This window comes from Aquabacterium sp. (assembly GCF_030652515.1).
Classification (GTDB): domain Bacteria; phylum Pseudomonadota; class Gammaproteobacteria; order Burkholderiales; family Burkholderiaceae_C; genus Aquabacterium.
In genome coordinates, this window is record NZ_JAUSAR010000179.1 from 42,171 (window position 1) to 60,058 (window position 17,888).

The following is a 17,888-nucleotide window of genomic DNA, read 5'->3' on the forward strand; positions in this document are numbered from 1 at the left end:
TATGTCTATTTTAGCCATTTCGTCCAGAATGTCCAGTCCTGAAGGCCAAAATGGCCAATCCGCCCAAAGCATACAGCGCCAGGGTCGACGGTTCGGGCACGCTTGAAGCCCAAACAGCTTGCTGGCCCGAGCTGGCCATGGTGCCGTTGATCCAGCTTTTGTAATTGGCCACCTGGACGAACGCCGAGCCTTCCGATGCCCCGGTGGTCTCGTTGAGCAGGGCGGCCGAGGCAATGCCCAGGAGCAGTGACCCTGCACTGTCACTCACCGCCCCTTGGAAGAGCGAGCTGCCGCTGTCCCCGCCCTGCAGGTAGGCCTGGCCATTGGTGATGATCCAGTTCACGGTGGAGGTGACGTTGTCCTCTGTGTGGGTGGTGATGGCGCCAGAGGCCAGGGTGGTGGCGAACCCGTTGGGTACCTGATTCTGTGCCGTGGCCATGGTCAGCGTGCCCAGCGAGGCCGCCTGGTTGTTCTTGATCACCTGGTCATTGAGGATGGGTGTGGCCGTGTCCAACGCCGTAGACAGGTGCACCAAGGCAATGTCGTTGCTGGGAAACGCCGCGCTGGAGAAGGTGTAGACCGCATCGATCAGCGATGCACCGCCCAGCGAGGCGAAACTGCTCGTGCCCACCGTCAGTGCATTGGCCACGTGGGCGGCGGTGAGCACCCAGTTGTCGGCGATGAGCACACCGGAGGCGTTGCCCAGCTCGCCCACCGCGCTGAAGCTGCTGGTGCTGGTGCCGTTGACGATGGCATGGGCTGGCGACGCACACCAAAACGCCACGGTGAAGGCGCATGACAAGAGGCTGAAGGAGGATGACCGGCGGTGATTCATGGCGTCTTTCTGATGGGGATTGCTGCGCATTTTCCTCAAGCCAGGCCTTTGGTTGAAGCGCGTTATCCCGTGTCTCACAGGGCTACCAGGAGACCTCTTGCTCCGGGCTGGCCTTGATTCGGTGGATCGACAAGTCAGCGCCGTCGAATTCTTCTTCCTGCGACAGCCTCAAACCCATCACTTTGTTCAGCACGCCGTACACGATCAGGCTGGACACCAAGGCAAAGCCCACCACCAGCACCGTGCCCAGCACCTGCGCGCCCAGGTGAACACCGCCGATCCCGCCCAAGGCTTTCTGCCCGAAGATGCCCGCCGCAATGCCTCCCCACGCGCCGCACAGCCCGTGCAATGGCCACACGCCCAGCACGTCGTCGATCTTCCATTTGTTCTGCGTGAGGGTGAACATGAACACGAAGATGGCGCCAGCAATCGCCCCCACGGCCAGGGCGCCCGCAGGGTGCATGACGTCCGACCCGGCGCACACGGCCACCAGCCCAGCCAAGGGGCCGTTGTAGACGAAGCCGGGATCGTTCTTGCCCAGCAAGGCCGCCACCAGGGTGCCGCCCACCAGGGCCATCAGCGAGTTCACCGCCACCAGGCCCGAGATCTTGTCGATGGTCTGCGCGCTCATCACATTGAAGCCAAACCAGCCCACCGCCAGGATCCACGAGCCCAAGGCCAGGAAAGGGATGCTGGAGGGCGGGTGGGCCGACATTCCGCCATCCTTGCGGTAGCGGTTGCGCCGGGCGCCCAGGATCAGCACGGCGGGCAAGGCGATCCAGCCACCAAAGGCATGCACCACCACCGAGCCGGCAAAGTCGTGCATGGGCCCGCCCGTGACGCTTTCAAGCCAGGTCTGGAAGCCGAACTTGTTGGCCCAGACCGCGCCTTCGCACAAGGGATACAGCAAGCCCACGATCACGGCCGTGGCCAGCATCTGCGGGTGGAACTTGGCCCGCTCGGCGATGCCACCCGAAATGATGGCGGGGATGGCCGCGGCAAAGGTCAACAGGAAGAAGAACTTGACCAGCTCATAGCCGTTCTTCTGGGCCAGCACGTCGGCGCCGCTGTAAAAATCAACGCCGTAAGCCACGGTGTAGCCCACGAAGAAATACGCGATGGTGGACACGCAAAAGTCCACCAGGATCTTGACCAGGGCGTTGACCTGGTTCTTGCCGCGCACGGTGCCCAACTCCAGAAACGCGAATCCGGCGTGCATGGCCAGCACCATGACCGCGCCCAGCAGGATGAACAGTGCATCCGTGCCTTGTTTCAATGATTCCATGACATGCCCAAAATCGATGTGAGTGAAAGAAGAAAACCGCACCAATTTGGGATTGAGTGCGGCGATTGAATCGAGTAATGCACCAATAAAAGCAAAAAACGGGCCAATCTGGTGTGCGTATGTTCCGATGTTGTGCGTCATGGCCGCCCAAACATGGGGCGTTAATGGAACCAATTCGGTGCAATTTTTCAGTCTTCCTTGGGCTCAAAATAGAGCCCGCCTGACATCCAAGGGCTTGCCAAGAGGACTGAGATGACGATTCGAGTTGGAGAAGGTTGGGACACGCACGCGCTGGTGACCGGGCGGCCCCTGATCCTGGGTGGCGTCACCATCGAGCACACCCATGGCTTGCTGGGCCATTCGGACGCCGATGCGCTGCTGCACGCCATCACCGACGCCGTGTTGGGCGCCGCAGGCCTGGGCGACATTGGCCGGCACTTCCCCGACACCGACCCCGCATTCAAGGGCGCCGATTCAATCGTGTTGTTGGAGGAGGCCGTTCGCCGGGTGGCTCAGGCTGGTTGGGTGGTGGGCAATGTGGACAGCACCATCGTGGCCCAGGCGCCCAAGATGGCGCCGCACATCCCGGCCATGCGCGAGCGGATCGCGGCAGCACTGGGTGTGAGTGTTGATGCGGTCAACGTCAAAGCCAAAACCGCTGAAAAAATGGGCCCGGTGGGCGAAGGCCGGGCCATCGAGGCCCGGGCCGTCTGCCTTCTGCTGAAGAAGGCTTGAGTCACATCAAGGCGCCCGCTTCAGCCTGATGTGGGCCACCAGACCACCGCCGGGCGCATTGCCCAGGTCCAGTTGGCCGCCCATGCGCTGAAGCGCCTTTTCCACAATGGCCAGGCCCAAGCCAGCCCCTGTGGCCGCCGTGCGCGCGGCATCGCCCCGGAAAAATGGCGTCGTCAACTGCGCCAGCTTTTCTGCGGCCACGCCCGGCCCGTGGTCACGCACGGTCAACAGCACCCACGAGCCTGAACGCGTGTAGCTGACCTCCACATTGGCCACGCCCGTGTAGGTGTTGCGCCCATAGCGGCGAGCATTCTCGAACAGGTTGGTCAGCACGCGGCCCAGCTCGGTCTCGTCCGCCATCACCTTGGTGTCGATGGGCAGCTTGGCACCGATGCGGATACGTTTGGTGTCGCGGAACTGACTGATCGCCTTGTCCACCACCGACGACACATGCACCGGCACCAGCGTGACATCGCCGGGGCGTGCGTAGTCCATGAACTTGTCGATGATGGCGTCCAGCTGGTCGATGTCGGCCGCGATGTTGCGCTTGGCCTCTTCATCGACCACGCTCATCTCGGCTTCCAGGCGGATGCGGGCCAGCGGTGTGCGCAGGTCGTGCGAAATGCCGGCCAGCATCACCGCGCGGTCTTCGTCCACCTTGGCCAGTTCACGCGCCATGCGGTTGAAGCCCTGGTTCACCTCGCGGATCTCGCGCGTGATCATGGATTCATCGAGCACCGAATCGTATTCACCCTCGCGGATGCGGCTGGCGGCGAACGACAGTTCTTTCAGTGGCTGGTTGATCAGCCGGGCAATCGTGGCCGAGCCCAAAATCGTGGCGATGAAGGCAATGCCCACCCAGATGAACCAGGTGCGCCCCGTCATCGGCTCGATGCGAGAGGTGTCGGCTTGCAACCAGTAGTTGTCCCGCTCGATCTGGAAGCCCACCCACAGGCCAGGCACGCGGTTCACGCTGCTGGCCACCACCGTGGTGGGCCCCAGTCGTGAGCGCAACTCCTTGCCGATCGCATTGGTGAAGCGGTTGACCTCAAATGGCTCGAACTGATCCGATGGTTCCCGCGCCTTGAGCATGATCGACTCCTGCTCGGACATGGTCTTGATCAGCGTGACCCGGTTGATGCTGTCGGCGTAGCGCAAGGCTGCGCGAGACAGGTTGACCAGACTGGCCACTTGCTGTGCGGCTTGCACCGTGCGCGGCTCGAACTCCAGGGCCTTGAAGGTTTGAACCCAGGCCACGATGCCCAAGGTCAGCAGCAGGGCCAGGAGGATGAACGTCCGCCAGAACAGACTGAGGGCGAAACGATTTCTACGCATGCGCCACCATCAAGCCCCACCGTCCGGCACGAACACATAACCCACGCCCCAGACCGTCTGGATGTAGCGGGGCTGTGAGGGATCGGGCTCGATCATCTTGCGCAGGCGCGAGATCTGCACGTCCAGGCTGCGGTCGAAGGGCTCGAATTCGCGGCCACGGGCCAGCTGCGCCAGCTTGTCGCGCGACAGGGGTTGACGGGGATGGCGCACCAGCGCCTTGAGCATCGAGAACTCGCCGGTGGTCAGGGCCAGGGGCTCGCCTTCCTTGCTCAAGCGGCGCAAGGCCAGATCGAACTCGAAAGGGCCGAACTGCACCGTTTGCGCTTCCTTGGCCGGGGCGCCGGGCGCCTCGGGGGCAGGGCGGCGGCGCAGCACGGCATGGATGCGGGCCAGCAATTCGCGCGGGTTGAACGGCTTGGGCATGTAGTCGTCAGCGCCCACTTCCAGGCCCACGATGCGGTCCACGTCCTCGACCTTGGCGGTCAGCATGATGATGGGGGTGCTGTCGTTGGCAGCGCGCAGGCGGCGGCAGATGGACAGGCCATCTTCGCCAGGCAGCATCAGGTCCAGCACGATCAGGTCGACAGTTTCGCGGGTCAGCAGGCGATTGAGCGCCTTGGCGTCTTCGGCCAGCAGGACTTCGAAACCCTCCTGGCTCAGGTAGCGGCGCAGCAGGTCGCGGATGCGGGCGTCGTCGTCCACCACCAGAATTCGATCTGGGCGCTGGGTGTTCGCTGTGGTGGTCATCCGTCTCTCCTCGGAATTTGTAACAAGCCGGGATTGTGCGCACTTTGCATGGGCAAAAACCGGTGCTCTGACCCCTTGTTACAAATCTTGCGCTCTTGGGGCTAGGGCGTCAAGTGGGGTCTTGACAGGTTCTTGAAAGCCCTGGGTCAGCGCAGGCGGGCCCTGCCGCGTTAGATTGCATGACCCCTTGCCGCGGACCCTGGTCCGTTGTCTGATTCAAAAAAACCATGTTGCTAGGAGCCCTCATGTCTCGTTATTCGGTCCCCATGTTGTTGAGTTCGGTGGCATTGGCCGCCTGTGTTTCCCTGGCGCACGCAGAACCCTTGCGTGCCAACGTGGTCAGTTTCCAGACCACGGCCACCCAGGAGGTCACGCAGGATCTGCTGGCCGTCACCTTGCAGGCCAACCGTGAGGGCGCTCAGGCTGCCGAGGTGCAAAGCGGGCTCAAGCAAGCTTTGGACGCGGCCTTGACCGAAGCCAAGCGCTCCGCCCAGGCCGGTGCCATGGAGGTGCGAACCGGTTACTTCGCGATCAACCCACGCTACGGCAACAACGGCCGCATCAATGGCTGGCAGGGCACGGCGCAACTGGTGCTGGAAGGCACCGACACCACGCGCATCTCGCAAACCGCCGGCAAGCTGAATCAACTCAATGTGGTGAACGTGAGCTACGGCCTGTCGCGGGCCTTGCGCGAACAGCACGAGTCGGCCCTCACCGCCGATGCCATCAACCGTTTCCGCAGCCGGGCAAGCGAGTTGGCCAAGAACTTTGGCTTCACGGGTTATTCGCTGGGTGAGGTCAATGTCCAGACTGGCGAGCCTGGCTTTCAAGGCCGCCCGATGATGATGTCCATGCGCGCCAAAGGGGCCGATGTGGCCGAAGCTGCCTTGCCGGTCGAGCCGGGCAAGGGCGTGCTCACTGTGACCGTGTCGGGTCAGGTCGTCTTGAGCAAGTGATGGGCGGGCGTGGCCTCGGGCGCGGGTTCATCGCGCCACTGGCCACCCTTGAGCGTCTGGTGTGGCCGAAAGTGCGTCTTGTAGGCCATCTTGCGGCTCTGCTCGATCCAGTAGCCCAGGTAGACGTGCGGCAGGTTCAACTGCTGCGCCTGGTCGATCTGCCACAGCACGCTGTAGGTGCCGTAGCTGGTGTTGGCTTCGGGCTCGTAGAAGGTGTAGACCGCTGACAGGCCATCGTTGAGGATGTCCAGGATCGACACCATCTTGAGTGCGCCCTGCGCCTGGCCTTCTTTGGGCGGTTCGCGAAACTCCACCAACCGAGAATTGACCCGGCTTTGCAGCAGGAACTGGGTGTACTGGTCGACCGAGTCGTGGTCCATGCCACCTCCTTTGTGGCGGCCGGCCTGGTAACGCAGGTAGAGCTGGTAATGCTCGGGTGTGAAGCACAGGCGCAGCACGCGCGCCTCCAGGCCTTGATGCGACTTCCAGGCCCGCAACTGGCTGCGGCTGGCCACAAAGCGCTCCACCGGGATCCGCAAAGGCACACAGGCCTGGCAGCCATCGCAATAAGGGCGGTAGGTGAACATGCCGCTGCGCCGAAAACCGCTTGCCACCAAGCCTGAATACACGTCGGCGTTGATCAGGTGGCTGGGCGTGGCGACCTGCGACCGTGCCACCTTGCCATCCAGGTAGCTGCAGGGGTAGGGCGCCGTGGCATAAAACTGCAAGGAGGCCAGGGGGAGGTCTTTGAGGTGCGTCACGCTGCCAAATCCAGGTGGGACCAGAATGAATCATCATAGGCCCAAACTGGAGGCCCCTTGAGGTCGACGACCCCCCTCAGATGGGCTTCAAATTCAGCGCGGGGCCAGGTGCGTCCGCCCAGTGACGCCAGGTGGCTGGTGCGTTGCTGGCAATCGATGGCAGTGATGCCGTGGGCACGGCAAAAGCAAACCAGCGCGGCCAGCGCGATCTTGGAGGCGTCGGGCTGCCGGGTGAACATGGATTCGCCGTAGAACATCTGCCCCAGGCCGATACCGTACAGACCGCCCACCAGTTGGCCATCCACCCAGGTTTCGAAAGAATGCACCTGCCCGGCGGCATGCCAGCGCTTGTAGGCGGCCTGCATGTCGGGCACGATCCACGTTCCGTTCTGGCCGTGGCGTGGCGCATTGGCGCAAGCTTCGATGACCTGGTCAAAAGCACTGTCGATGCGGATTTCGCAACCCGGTGTGCGCAGAAACTTGGCAATGGTTTTGCGCAAGGACCGGGTCAGTTTGAACTCGCCCACCGGCAGCACCATGCGCGGGTCGGGTGTCCACCAGAGGATGGGTTGACCTTCGCTGAACCAGGGAAAGATGCCGTGGCGGTAGGCATCGGTCAGTCGAGCCACGCTCAAATCGCCACCGGCGGCCAAGAGGCCCGGCGCGTCGGTGTCGGCGCTCCAGGCGTGGACGGTATGGGGAAACGGGTCGAGCGCGTTAAGCCAAGTGATCATGGTCCCCGAGCATACGCAATCCATCAACAGGCGAAAAAAAGCCCGATGGCGAACCACCGGGCTTAAGGGTACCTTGAACGAATTTCAGGAGGTACCGAGGAGACAACCTTTCAGTGAGCGCCGTTGTGGTGCAACGGCCTCTCTCAAATCGGGTGCCGAAAGCCAAAGTCAAGGCATTGGCTTTCGGGCTGCACCTTGCGACTGATCAGGCAGCCTTGCGGGGCTTGGCCGTGGCAGCTTGGGTGGCCTTGACGGCCGTGTTGGAGATGGCTTGGAAGTTGGCTTCGGCCACGTCGGCGGCTTGCTTGGCAGCCTTGTGCACCGAATCAAATGCGTTGTTGGCGGCGGCCACGGCCGACTTCACCAACACCACGGCGTTTTCAGTGCCGGCGGGTGCGTTCTTCACAGCGTTGTCCACCACGGACATGAACTTTTTCTGGGCTTCGGACATTTGGCCTTCGGCAACCTTGCTCACTTCAGCGCTGGTGCTGGAGGCGATGTCATACAGGTGACGGCTGTAAGCGGCGGCCTTTTCGGCAGACGGTTGCAGCAGGCTGGTGTTCAGGGCCAGCAGCTCTTGGGCGTCTTTCACCGACAGGACAGCCTTGGTGTGCTCAGACACTTCATCCAGCGTGGCCTTGGCCACTTGCAGGTTCAGCTCGACCAACTTTTCCACGCCTTCAAAAGCCTTTTGGCCCAGATCCAGCAGCGTGGCAATGTTGGCTTTGTGGTTGGCCATGAGTTGTTCAGCGGTCAGCATGTCATATCTCCGTAAGATTGATGGGTTAAGTCGCTGCGCCAGGTGCCAAAATGCTTTGTTGCGCTGCAACATGCCTCCAAGTATATGGATCTGCAAACACATTGCAAGTGGTTTTTTGTGCGGTGCAGCAAAAGATGGGTAAAAGCTCGGTTTTTTGAGCTTCTGGCAGGGTGGCGCGCGGCTTGGCCTACACTTGGCGTCCTCGAATCCTCACACTCCTGATCGATTAATCATGAGCCTGCTGCTAGTCCCTCCCGGTGCCAAGGCACCCGATGCGTTCAACGTCATCATCGAAATCTCGGCCAATTCCGACCCCGTCAAGTACGAAGTCGACCACGAAACTGGTGCGGTTTTTGTCGACCGATTCATGGGCACCGCGATGCACTACCCGTGCAATTACGGCTATGTGCCCCAAACCCTCGCCGATGACGGCGATCCGGTTGACGTGCTGGTTGTGACGCCTTTCCCGCTGCCTCCGGGCGTGGTCGTGGCTTGCCGTCCCCTCGGCATCCTGAAGATGGATGACGAAGCTGGTGGCGACTCCAAGCTCGTGGCCGTTCCCACCGAAAAGATCTTGCCCATGTATTCCAAGATCAAGTCGACAGACGACCTGCCCGAGCAATTGCTCAAGCAGATCCAGCATTTCTTCGAGCACTACAAGGACCTGGAGCCCGGCAAGTGGGTGAAGGTCATTGGCTGGGCTGGCATTGACGATGCGAAGGCGGAAGTCACCCAGGGCATCGCCAACTACACCAAGAAGCACGCCTGATTTTTCAATCAAGCCTGCATGAAAAAACCGCCAAAGCCTTTGCAGGCTTGGCGGTTTTTTTCTGGGCGATGTCTGTTTAATCCAGGCGCTTGATCACCTTGGCCAAGGTCGAGGCAATCTGGTCAATCTGGCCATCGTTGATGATCAGCGGTGGCGAGATGGCGATGTTGTCGCCCGCCGCGCGCACCAGCACGCCTTCTTCCCAGCAACCCAGAAAGGCTTCAAACGCCCGGCGCCCGGGCGCGGCACCGGCCCTGGGGGCGAACTCAACCGCGACAACCGCCCCCGTGTTGCGGATGTCCACCACGTGGGGCAGGCCTTTGAGAGCGTGAAAGGCCGCTTCAAACTTGCCCTCCAATTGCGCGCCGCGCGTCAGCAGGCCTTCTTCTTCATAGGTGTCCAGCGTGCCGTGGGCGGCGGCGCAGGCCATGGGGTGGGCTGAGTAGGTGTAGCCATGTGGCAACTCGATCGCGGCGGGCGGGCCCTGCATGAAGGTGTCGTGGATGCCTTGCTTGGCGAACACCGCGCCCATCGGGATCACGCCATTGGTGATGCCCTTGGCAGCGGTCAACAAGTCAGGAGTCACGCCATAGTGCTGCGCCGCGAAGGGTGAGCCCAGCCGCCCAAAGCCCGAAATCACCTCGTCAAAAATCAGCAGGATGCCGTGCTTGTCGCAGATGTCGCGCAGGCGCTGCAGGTAGCCTTTGGGAGGCAGCAGCACGCCGGTCGATCCGGCCATGGGCTCCACGATGACGGCAGCGATGGTGGACGCGTCGTGCAGGGTCACCAGGCGTTCCAGGTCGTCGGCCAGCTCAAAGCCGTGCTCAGGTTGGCCTTTGGTGAAGGCGTTGCGGGCCAGGTCATGGGTGTGGCGCAGGTGATCAACGCCGGTGACCAGGTTGCCGAACAGTTTGCGGTTGGGCCCCAGGCCGCCCACGGCGGTGCCGGCAAAGTTGACACCGTGATAGCCCCGCTCCCGGCCGATCAGTCGCGTGCGGTGGCCTTCGCCGCGCAGGCGGTGGTAGGCGATGGCGATCTTCAGGGCCGTGTCCACGGCTTCCGAGCCCGAATTGGTGAAGAACACCTTGTTGAGGCCTTCGGGCGTCAGTTTGACCAGCCGTTCTGCCAATGAAAACGCCAGAGGATGGCCCATCTGGAAGGGGGGGGCGTAGTCCATTTCCGCCGCTTGGTGGGCAATGGCCTCGACGATGCGGGGCCGGGCATGGCCGGCATTGACGCACCACAGGCCTGAGGTGCCATCCAGGATCTCGCGCCCCTCCGGGGTCCAGTAGTGCATGCCCTTGGCCTTGGCCAACATGCGCGGTGACTGTTTGAATTCCCGGTTTGCCGTGAATGGCATCCAGAAGGCGTCCATGTTTGGGTTCACGTTGTGCTCCATGTGTTTTCAGGCACCCTACAGCATTGGGTTCGTGCGGGCATTTTTACGCTCAAAAATTGACAAGATGGCGCAGGGTCTAAAAAATTGAGTCTTATATAAGACATAAGTCTTTGAAATTTCCGCTGAACTCTGTAGAATCGCGGGTTTTCCTCGTACCCACCAACCTCCCCCGGAGATGTCATGACGAAACTCACCCGCGAACAACAGATCGCCGCCCTGGAAAAAGACTGGGCCGAAAACCCCCGTTGGAAGCTTGTCACGCGCGGTTACTCCGCCGCTGACGTCGTGCGTCTGCGCGGCAGCCTGCAGCCTGAGTACACGCTGGCCAAGAACGGCGCTGAAAAGCTGTGGGACAAGGTCAACGGCGGCGCCAAGAAGGGCTACGTCAACGCTTTCGGCGCCATCACCGCCGGCCAAGCCATGCAACAAGCCAAGGCTGGCCTGGAGGCCGTGTACCTGTCGGGCTGGCAAGTTGCCGCCGACGGCAACACGTCGGAAACCATGTACCCCGACCAATCGCTGTACGCGTACGACTCGGTGCCCACCATGGTTCGCCGCATCAACAACACGTTCAAGCGCGCTGACGAAATCCAATGGGGCCGTGGCATCAACCCAGGCGACAAGGGTTTTGTTGACTACTTCCTGCCGATCGTCGCTGACGCTGAAGCCGGTTTCGGTGGCGTTCTGAACGCTTTCGAACTGATGAAGAACATGATCGCTTCGGGCGCTGCTGGTGTTCACTTCGAAGACCAATTGGCTGCCGTGAAGAAGTGCGGCCACATGGGCGGCAAGGTGCTGGTTCCCACGCGTGAAGCCGTTGAGAAGCTGATCGCTGCTCGTTTCGCTGCTGACGTGATGGGCGTGTCCACCATCGTTCTGGCTCGCACCGATGCTGAAGCAGCCAACCTGCTGACCAGCGACTGCGACGACAACGACAAGCCGTTCGTCACTGGCGAACGCACTCAAGAAGGCTTCTACCGCGTCAAGAACGGTCTGGAACAAGCCATCAGCCGTGGCGTGGCTTACGCTCCCTACGCTGACCTGGTGTGGTGCGAAACCGGCGTGCCTGACATCGGCTTCGCCCGTGAATTCGCGCAAGCTGTGCACGCTGCCTGCCCTGGCAAGCTGCTGTCGTACAACTGCTCGCCTTCGTTCAACTGGAAGAAGAACCTCAACGACAAGCAAATCGCTTCGTTCCAAGAGGACCTGTCGGCCCTGGGCTACAAGTACCAGTTCATCACGCTGGCTGGTATTCACATCAACTGGTACAACACGTTCCAGTTCGCTCACTCCTACGCCAACGGCGAAGGCATGAAGCACTACACCGAAATGGTTCAAGAGCCAGAATTCGCTGCTCGCGAAAAGGGCTACACCTTCGTGTCGCACCAGCAAGAAGTGGGCGCTGGCTACTTCGACGACGTGACCACCGTGATCCAAGGTGGTTCGTCTTCCGTGAAGGCCCTGACCGGCTCGACCGAAGAAGAACAGTTCCACTGATCGGCGCGGGCCGCCAGGCCCGTTGTCATGACTCAGTCAGGCATGAAAAGCGGCACCCTCGGGTGCCGCTTTTTTCATTGGCCGCTCAGCGAAAACAGCAGCGACCAGGTCAGGCAACGGTGGGCCATGGTGAACGCACCCCATCCCTGCTGGCCCACCTGACCGGGGGCCAGGTTCATGATGGACATGCCCAGTTCATTGAACTTGTTCCACTTGGGCAGGCCACTTTGATTGGGGTCGCCGTTCGCGATGAACGCTGCCCAGTACTTGATGATGTTGCCTGCCAAGGCCTGCTGTTCCACGGTAGGTGTGCCGCTCAAGTTGGTGGCAAACACCGGGGCGCCAAACAGGTAGGCCAATTCGCTGGTGTGGAATGCCTGCCAGTCGAAAGCAAAGGCATCTGGCGGCGCTGGTGCGCGGGTGTCGGTGAACTCGTAGACATGCACCGGGGTGTGCCGGGACAGGCGCTTGGCATCCGTCAGCATGGGGCATGAAAAGCCCGCGTCGGTCATCAAGGCGGACATGGCCAGGTCGTGGCTGCCGTAGCTGGCGGCGGTGTACAGGGCGCGTGAGGTGCTGCCTGAAAACGCACTGCCGGTCATCACCTCAGCGGCGGATTTGTAGTCATCGGCCGTCATGGTCCGACCACGCTTTTCATGGAAGGCGTAGGCCACGAAGAACCGGCCTTCCTGGGAGGTGGTGCCCATGAGAACAGGTACTTTGTGGATGTCTCCATCGCGGGCCATGTCCGTCATGTTCCGGGGAATGATCACGCCATCAATCACCGGTGACCAGGGGTTGGCGCTTTGCAGCGCGTCCAGGCCATCGCCTGCAGCGGCCACCAGATCTGATGCACTGCGTGAGCGCAGGCAGGCCAGTTGGCCAACACCACTCGGGCAGTTCACTTTGGCAGCAAATTCGTCACCTTGCGTGCGGGCCTGCTCCAGGGTCTTGTTGCCCAAGCGGATGCAGGGGCCGCTTTGCATGATGACCCGGTGGAACAATCCAGCAGACGGCGGTGACAGCAAATGAGCGCAACTGCTGGCAGCGCCGGCCGAGTTGCCAGCCAATGTCACGCGATGGGCGTCACCGCCAAACGCCGCGATGTTGGACTGCACCCAGCGCAGTGCCTGCTGCTGATCTTGCAAGGCGTAGTTGCCCGCCGGGGCCTCCTGTTGCAACTCCGTGGTGCTCAAAAAGCCCAAGGCGCCCAGGCGATAGTTGATGGTCACGACGATGGCATCGGCCTGGCGAGCCAGCGCCTTGCTGTCGTAGTCGCTGCCCGAACCCATGGTCAGCGAGCCAGGGTGGAGCCACACCAGCACGGGCCGTGGCGTGGCACGAGGCGCTTCGGGCGCGTAGACATTCAGGTTCAGGCAGTCTTCACTGCGGGCCTGGGTGGCCGTGCGAGAGTAGTCGCCCGGCAGTTGCGGGCAGGCTGGCCCCACGGCGGTAGCTTGGCGCACACCCTGCCATGCTGCGGGTGCTAGCGGCGCCTTCCAGCGCAAAGGGCCGGTGGGTGGGGCGGCGTAGGGAATGCCCAGAAACTGGCTCACGCCTTCGGCGGTGTGGCCTTGAACGATGCCGCTGATGGTGCTGGCTTGTGGGGCTGCGTGAACCGCAGCGCTGGTCAGCGTGGCCAGTGACCAGGCCAGGATCAGGTGTGGCTGGTGGCAGCGTCTTTTGAAGATGAACATTGAGGTCTCCTCCTGTTGATGAACACAGCGAGGATGCCCAAGGGGGCTGTCGAATTGACAGTCGAAACGCTGTTCAATCCGGTGTGGTTGAGGCGGGCGATGCGTCGTCGTTTTCCCTGAGCCAAAGTGCGCTACCCAGCCTGTCGATCGCCATCCTGAGTTGGTAACGGTAGGTGCCAAAGGGCAGGCCCAGGCGCTCGGCCGCCAGTTCCTGAGATCCGGCCGGGCGCCAGTAAGTCAACTCGATGGTTCGCATGAAGCGCATCTGCCTGGGGTGCTCCGACAAAGTGTCGGCCGTGCTCCGGATCAGTCGGCGCAAGGTGTCTTTGGCGTCTTCAGGGGGCCGTCGGCCGGATTGAACGAGTCGGCTGGACAGCAGCGGATTGCGGCCTAGCAGGCTCGGGTCTTGCCATTGCCGAAGGGCGTCATGCACGGCGGCCTTGAAGGCTTGCTCAGGCAGCGTCTGGTGGCTGGGTGCTGTTCTGGCGGCATCACCTTCTGTCTTGCCCGACGATGAAGTGCCGGAGCCCATGCGGTCCAGCCACTCGGCCTGGGGCACGGCGCGCCAGTCGTGTGCAAAGGTGCCGTGGCGCTGTCCATCCATCTCGAAGCCTGGCCCATGAATCAGCTGGAAGTCGAGGTGGCTCATCATGGGGCGCCAATGGTCGGGATCCACGTTGGTGATGGCGAACAGGGCCACGGCCGGTTCGGTCATCCACATCAGGAAGTTTCTGATCTGCAAGGCATTGATGCAGATGCCGGGGTTGGCCAGCGTGCTGCGCACGACGGCCATTCGCGCGTGCAGCACCCTGTCACCCGATCTGAGGGGGGCTTGTCGAGCGATCCATGGCTGCAGTTGCTGCAAGGCGGGATCGTCAGCCTGGTCTTGCGGCGGAATGCCGCTGAGCTCCAGGATCAGCATCGCGGCCATGATCGAGCCTTCGGGGGCGCGGACGATCCACCAGGTGGCAGCCTCGTGGTCTTGCCATTGCTGCACCAGCGCTTCATGCGAGGGGCCCAGTTCCTTGCGCACCAGATCGGCGATGGGCGCCATGTCTTGCAAGGTGGCGCGTTCACTGCTTACCGAGCCCAAAGTGGCGAAGTCCACAAAGCGCTTCATCACGGGATGCCCCCGTGTCAAGAAGAAGATGTCCAGGGCCGCCAGGCTGCGCAGGGATGGGTTGGTGGTGCTTTGAGTCTGCGAGAGGTAGTACCGAAGCAGCTTGTTGGCGCCTTCAGCCACGCGTTGAGGGGCTCGCCAGCGCAACTCCGCGCTGATGGCATCGCGCACCAGGTCGTGAGGGAACAGGCCTTCGGGCGCCAGCTCCATGAAGTTCAGCGAGGCCAGCCAGTCGAACAGTGCTGGGGCTGCGGCCTGGTCCACGGTGGCGGCCAGCAGGTCTTCGGTGGTGATCCGGGCGTGGGCACAGAACTCCAATGCTTCGCGGTGCAGTGGTGAGGGCGCCTGGGCTGCAAAACAGTCGGTCAGGCGCCGGATCACGTCCGTGCCCAGCGATTCGGGCACCGTGCCCTGCGCTTCGACCAGGTCTGCCAGCAGCATCAGGGTCAGGGGGTGACCGTGGCTCAAGCGCGTGATCGCCTGGCATTGGGCCTCGTCCAACCCCTTGGCGGCCAGTGCCCGCGCACTGTCTGTTGTCGACAGCTTGCGCAGGTGGATCACCTGGCTGCCATGGCGCCAGGTGGGGTCGGTCTGCCAGAGTTCACTGGGCTTGCCCCTGCCCGAAATGATGGCCAGGCTCTGCTGTGGCAATTCGGCGAGCAATTGATCTCGCAGCCATTGCGACAGGTGCGCGAGGTGTTCAAAAGTGTCGATTGCCAGCAGGCGTCGGGGTTGCTGGCGCCATTCATGCAAGATGTGGGGCAATTGGGCTTGCGACGGGGGCAGGCCCAGGGCGGTGGCCAGGCCCTGCAACAAGCCGTGGACCGAAGGCTCCAGGTCTCGGCCATCAAGCCTGACGCAAGTCAGGCCGACTTGCCGGGCGTGGGACACCATTTGCTCCAGCAGCGCGGTCTTGCCCATGCCGCCAGCGCCATGGATCAGAAAGACGTTCACCGAGGCGGCCTCGCTGCTCAGGTTGAGCTTGAAGGTTTGCAGTTCATGCGCTCGGCCAAAAAAACTGGCTTGACTGCGCTGGCGAAGACGATCAACGATGCGGACCATGGGCCAGGGTTCCGAAAGTGGGGGCTTAGAACTTCAGTGTCACTGCACCACCCAATGCCCAGGCGCGACCGCGACGGTTGAGCGCATCGGCGCGTGGCCAGAAATGGCCCACGATGATTTCACCCAACACGAAGTCTTGGTGAATGGGCTGAATCCATTTCGTCTGCAGACCAAAGTCCGTGACCGGAACGGCGGCACCTGCGACGCCGCTGAACAGCGCTTCCAGCGACAGGACGCGCTGAGCACCAAACGATTGATGCATGCCCAGATTGCTGGACCAGGCGAACTTTGGCGATTCCTGAGTGATGGTCGCAGCGTTGAGCCAGCGGGCTGCCAGCGTTGATGAAAGAGCATGCTCGTAGGAGCCCACCGTCGTCGAGCCGAGGCGGTCGTCGCGGGTCAAAAACAAGGTCTCGCGGAAATCAATCCGATCGGTGGGGCTGAGCTGCCAATCATGGCGGTAGCGAGCCTGCGCGTAAGGTTTCAAACCGCTGCGCACGCCCAATCGGAAGTCGACCGCCTCGATCAACCTCATGCCGAAGCCGGCGAAGAACGAAGAATCCCTGCGGTCGCTGGGCAGCAACAACTGCTGTCGTGAGAAGGCCTCAGGTTGGTCCGTGATGACCTCGCGCTGGTTGTCGTTACCCACGAACAGGTACTTGTAGTTCTCCATATTGGGCAAACGGAAGCGGGCGTTGAAGCGCACGCCGGTGTCCAGTGATTGGTCTTGCCGTTTCAGCAGACTCAGGCTCAGCTGGCCCTGAGTGACTTCGCCGCCCTCCGAGAAGGGTTTGTCGCCAAACCAGCTGTCCACGCCACTGGCCAACCATTCGACCGTTGACCGCACGGTGCTTCGCGTTGATTCCGCGACCTGCTCGATGGAGCGCCCCGAGGGGGGCTCCTCGGTGGCTTGCGCGCTCACGGGCGTGGACAGGGCGGTCGCCCAGGCCAGGATCGTGGCGCCAAGCAGACGGCGGTCAGGTCGGCTGTGATGAAAGAATGCAAAGGGTTCGCTGTTGTGGGCCACGCGCGCTTCCTTGTGCTGTGAGGCAGTGCGAAATGATGATCGCACACGGCCGTGCCAGGCCTCGGGGCTTTTTCCCTGGATCCTTGATGTGGAACAGGTTAAAATCCACGCTAACCGATTCATCCATTCATCAAGGGCGAGAAAGGCAATCACGGTTATGACACCGCGAACGACGACCACCACCACTTCGACCTCCCCCGAGGTCTAAAAGGCTGGCCGCTGCTTCGATTGCTTTTCTCCCTTCCTAAAAAGCGCGGCTCACCCCGCGCTTTTTTAATGGCTCAACAAACAGGTTCACCATGATTTCGATCCAGCTTCCCGACGGCTCCAAACGCGAATTCCCCGGCCCGGTCACCATCGCCGAAGTGGCAGCCTCCATTGGCGCCGGCCTGGCCAAGGCCGCCCTGGCAGGTCGCGTGGGGCAGGGCGAAGACGCCCGCGTGGTGGACACCAGCTACCTGATGGAAGCTGACACATCGTTGGCCATCATCACCGACAAAGACTCGGCCGGCCTGGACGTGATCCGCCACTCCACCGCCCACTTGCTGGCTTACGCCGTCAAGGAGTTGTTCCCTGAGGCTCAGGTCACCATCGGCCCTACCATCGAGAATGGCTTCTATTACGACTTCGCCTACAAGCGCCCCTTCACGCCCGATGACCTGATCGCCATCGAGAAGAAGATGGGCGACCTGGCCAAGAAAGACGAAAAAGTCGAGCGCCGCGTGCTGCCGCGCGATGAAGCCGTGGCTTACTTCAAGAGCCTGGGCGAGCACTACAAGGCCGAGATCATTGAGAGCATCCCTGCCGATCAGGATGTCTCGCTGTACAGCGAAGGCGCTTTCACCGACCTGTGCCGCGGACCCCACGTGCCCAGCACTGGCAAGCTCAAGCACTTCAAGCTGATGAAGGTGGCCGGCGCCTACTGGCGCGGCGACCACCGCAACGAGCAACTGCAGCGCATCTACGGCACGGCCTGGGCCACCAAGGACGACCTGCAAAAGTACCTGACCCTGCTGGAAGAGGCCGAGAAGCGCGACCACCGCAAGCTGGGCCGCGAACTGGATTTGTTCCACATCGACGACCATGCCCCCGGCGTCGTCTTCTGGCACCCCAATGGCTGGACCGTGTGGCAAGCCGTGGAGCAGTACATGCGCCAGGTCTACCGCGAC

16 protein-coding genes are annotated in these 17,888 nt (G+C 62.0%); 5 read left to right on the forward strand and 11 right to left on the reverse strand.

The annotated features are described in order from the left end of the window. Positions 1-10: 10 nt before the first annotated feature. Together Q7V20_RS20505 and Q7V20_RS20510 are read right to left on the reverse strand one after the other, a co-directional pair. Complete coding sequence (locus tag Q7V20_RS20505) at positions 11-835, reverse strand: trypsin-like serine protease (RefSeq protein ID WP_304795409.1); 825 nt, start codon at positions 833-835, stop codon at positions 11-13. A gap of 82 nt (positions 836-917) precedes the next feature. Continuing rightward, complete coding sequence (locus Q7V20_RS20510; RefSeq protein WP_304795411.1) at positions 918-2,120, reverse strand: ammonium transporter; 1,203 nt, start codon at positions 2,118-2,120, stop codon at positions 918-920. Between the two features lie 252 nt (positions 2,121-2,372). Here Q7V20_RS20510 and ispF point away from each other — a divergent pair, with 252 nt between their 5' ends. Next, positions 2,373-2,855 (forward strand): 2-C-methyl-D-erythritol 2,4-cyclodiphosphate synthase, encoded by a 483-nt coding sequence (gene ispF / locus Q7V20_RS20515; protein WP_304795413.1) that lies wholly within the window; start codon positions 2,373-2,375, stop codon positions 2,853-2,855. A 6-nt stretch (positions 2,856-2,861) separates the two neighbouring features. Here ispF and Q7V20_RS20520 read toward each other — a convergent pair whose 3' ends face one another. Beyond that, complete coding sequence (locus Q7V20_RS20520) at positions 2,862-4,190, reverse strand: sensor histidine kinase (RefSeq protein WP_304795415.1); 1,329 nt, start codon at positions 4,188-4,190, stop codon at positions 2,862-2,864. A 9-nt stretch (positions 4,191-4,199) separates the two neighbouring features. Beyond that, a complete protein-coding gene (gene ompR, locus Q7V20_RS20525) occupies positions 4,200-4,937 on the reverse strand; it encodes a two-component system response regulator OmpR (RefSeq protein ID WP_230182293.1) in 738 nt (245 codons plus the stop codon). 245 nt (positions 4,938-5,182) lie between these two features. Between ompR and Q7V20_RS20530 the strand changes: the two genes are divergently transcribed. Next, the gene (locus Q7V20_RS20530; RefSeq protein WP_304795417.1) at positions 5,183-5,893 is read left to right on the forward strand and encodes an SIMPL domain-containing protein; all 711 of its coding nucleotides are present in this window, start codon (positions 5,183-5,185) and stop codon (positions 5,891-5,893) included. Here Q7V20_RS20530 and Q7V20_RS20535 read toward each other — a convergent pair. The 3 genes from Q7V20_RS20535 to Q7V20_RS20545 all read right to left on the reverse strand — a co-directional run bounded on the left by Q7V20_RS20535 (position 5,872) and on the right by Q7V20_RS20545 (position 8,148). Then, positions 5,872-6,654, reverse strand: a complete 783-nt coding sequence (locus Q7V20_RS20535) for an arginyltransferase (RefSeq protein WP_304795419.1) — start codon at positions 6,652-6,654, stop codon at positions 5,872-5,874. The two genes, Q7V20_RS20530 and Q7V20_RS20535, sit on opposite strands and share 22 nt — an antisense overlap. Then, a complete protein-coding gene (aat, locus tag Q7V20_RS20540) occupies positions 6,651-7,388 on the reverse strand; it encodes a leucyl/phenylalanyl-tRNA--protein transferase (RefSeq protein WP_304795421.1) in 738 nt (245 codons plus the stop codon). Before aat ends, Q7V20_RS20535 begins: the two co-directional genes overlap by 4 nt. A 205-nt stretch (positions 7,389-7,593) precedes the next feature. Next, entirely contained in the window at positions 7,594-8,148 is a 555-nt protein-coding gene (locus tag Q7V20_RS20545; RefSeq protein WP_230182297.1) for a phasin family protein, read from the reverse strand. 232 nt (positions 8,149-8,380) lie between these two features. On the opposite strand from Q7V20_RS20545, the gene ppa reads away from it, so the two are divergent. Then, positions 8,381-8,917 (forward strand): inorganic diphosphatase, encoded by a 537-nt coding sequence (ppa, locus tag Q7V20_RS20550; protein WP_304795423.1) that lies wholly within the window; start codon positions 8,381-8,383, stop codon positions 8,915-8,917. A 76-nt stretch (positions 8,918-8,993) separates the two neighbouring features. Here the strand turns inward: ppa and Q7V20_RS20555 are convergent, their stop codons facing one another. After that, a complete protein-coding gene (locus Q7V20_RS20555) occupies positions 8,994-10,292 on the reverse strand; it encodes an aspartate aminotransferase family protein (protein WP_370652526.1) in 1,299 nt (432 codons plus the stop codon). A gap of 204 nt (positions 10,293-10,496) precedes the next feature. On the opposite strand from Q7V20_RS20555, the gene aceA reads away from it, so the two are divergent. Next, on the forward strand, positions 10,497-11,813 hold the full coding sequence (gene aceA, locus Q7V20_RS20560) for an isocitrate lyase (RefSeq protein ID WP_304795427.1): 1,317 nt from the start codon (positions 10,497-10,499) through the stop codon (positions 11,811-11,813). Positions 11,814-11,887: 74 nt separating this feature from the next. Here the strand turns inward: aceA and Q7V20_RS20565 are convergent, their stop codons facing one another. The 3 genes from Q7V20_RS20565 to Q7V20_RS20575 all read right to left on the reverse strand — a co-directional run bounded on the left by Q7V20_RS20565 (position 11,888) and on the right by Q7V20_RS20575 (position 16,719). Further along, entirely contained in the window at positions 11,888-13,510 is a 1,623-nt protein-coding gene (locus tag Q7V20_RS20565) for a carboxylesterase/lipase family protein (RefSeq protein ID WP_304795429.1), read from the reverse strand. A 73-nt stretch (positions 13,511-13,583) separates the two neighbouring features. Continuing rightward, the gene (locus tag Q7V20_RS20570; RefSeq protein WP_304795431.1) at positions 13,584-15,692 is read right to left on the reverse strand and encodes an ATP-binding protein; all 2,109 of its coding nucleotides are present in this window, start codon (positions 15,690-15,692) and stop codon (positions 13,584-13,586) included. Positions 15,693-15,717: 25 nt separating this feature from the next. Continuing rightward, positions 15,718-16,719, reverse strand: coding sequence for a hypothetical protein (locus tag Q7V20_RS20575; protein WP_304795433.1), 1,002 nt, complete (start codon positions 16,717-16,719; stop codon positions 15,718-15,720). Between the two features lie 299 nt (positions 16,720-17,018). Between Q7V20_RS20575 and Q7V20_RS20580 the strand changes: the two genes are divergently transcribed. Beyond that, positions 17,019-17,888 (forward strand): threonine--tRNA ligase (locus Q7V20_RS20580; protein ID WP_304795435.1); only part of this gene is annotated, 870 nt, incomplete at its 3' end.

Bases quoted from the DNA above. Each gene is read 5' to 3' on its own strand.
- Q7V20_RS20505 (WP_304795409.1), bottom strand. From the start codon at position 835: ATGAATCACCGCCGGTCATCCTCCTTCAGCCTCTTGTCATGCGCCTTC.
- Q7V20_RS20510 (WP_304795411.1), bottom strand. From the start codon at position 2,120: ATGGAATCATTGAAACAAGGCACGGATGCACTGTTCATCCTGCTGGGC.
- ispF (WP_304795413.1), top strand. From the start codon at position 2,373: ATGACGATTCGAGTTGGAGAAGGTTGGGACACGCACGCGCTGGTGACC.
- Q7V20_RS20520 (WP_304795415.1), bottom strand. From the start codon at position 4,190: ATGCGTAGAAATCGTTTCGCCCTCAGTCTGTTCTGGCGGACGTTCATC.
- ompR (WP_230182293.1), bottom strand. From the start codon at position 4,937: ATGACCACCACAGCGAACACCCAGCGCCCAGATCGAATTCTGGTGGTG.
- Q7V20_RS20530 (WP_304795417.1), top strand. From the start codon at position 5,183: ATGTCTCGTTATTCGGTCCCCATGTTGTTGAGTTCGGTGGCATTGGCC.
- aat (WP_304795421.1), bottom strand. From the start codon at position 7,388: ATGATCACTTGGCTTAACGCGCTCGACCCGTTTCCCCATACCGTCCAC.
- Q7V20_RS20545 (WP_230182297.1), bottom strand. From the start codon at position 8,148: ATGCTGACCGCTGAACAACTCATGGCCAACCACAAAGCCAACATTGCC.
- ppa (WP_304795423.1), top strand. From the start codon at position 8,381: ATGAGCCTGCTGCTAGTCCCTCCCGGTGCCAAGGCACCCGATGCGTTC.
- Q7V20_RS20555 (WP_370652526.1), bottom strand. From the start codon at position 10,292: ATGGACGCCTTCTGGATGCCATTCACGGCAAACCGGGAATTCAAACAG.
- aceA (WP_304795427.1), top strand. From the start codon at position 10,497: ATGACGAAACTCACCCGCGAACAACAGATCGCCGCCCTGGAAAAAGAC.
- Q7V20_RS20565 (WP_304795429.1), bottom strand. From the start codon at position 13,510: ATGTTCATCTTCAAAAGACGCTGCCACCAGCCACACCTGATCCTGGCC.
- Q7V20_RS20570 (WP_304795431.1), bottom strand. From the start codon at position 15,692: ATGGTCCGCATCGTTGATCGTCTTCGCCAGCGCAGTCAAGCCAGTTTT.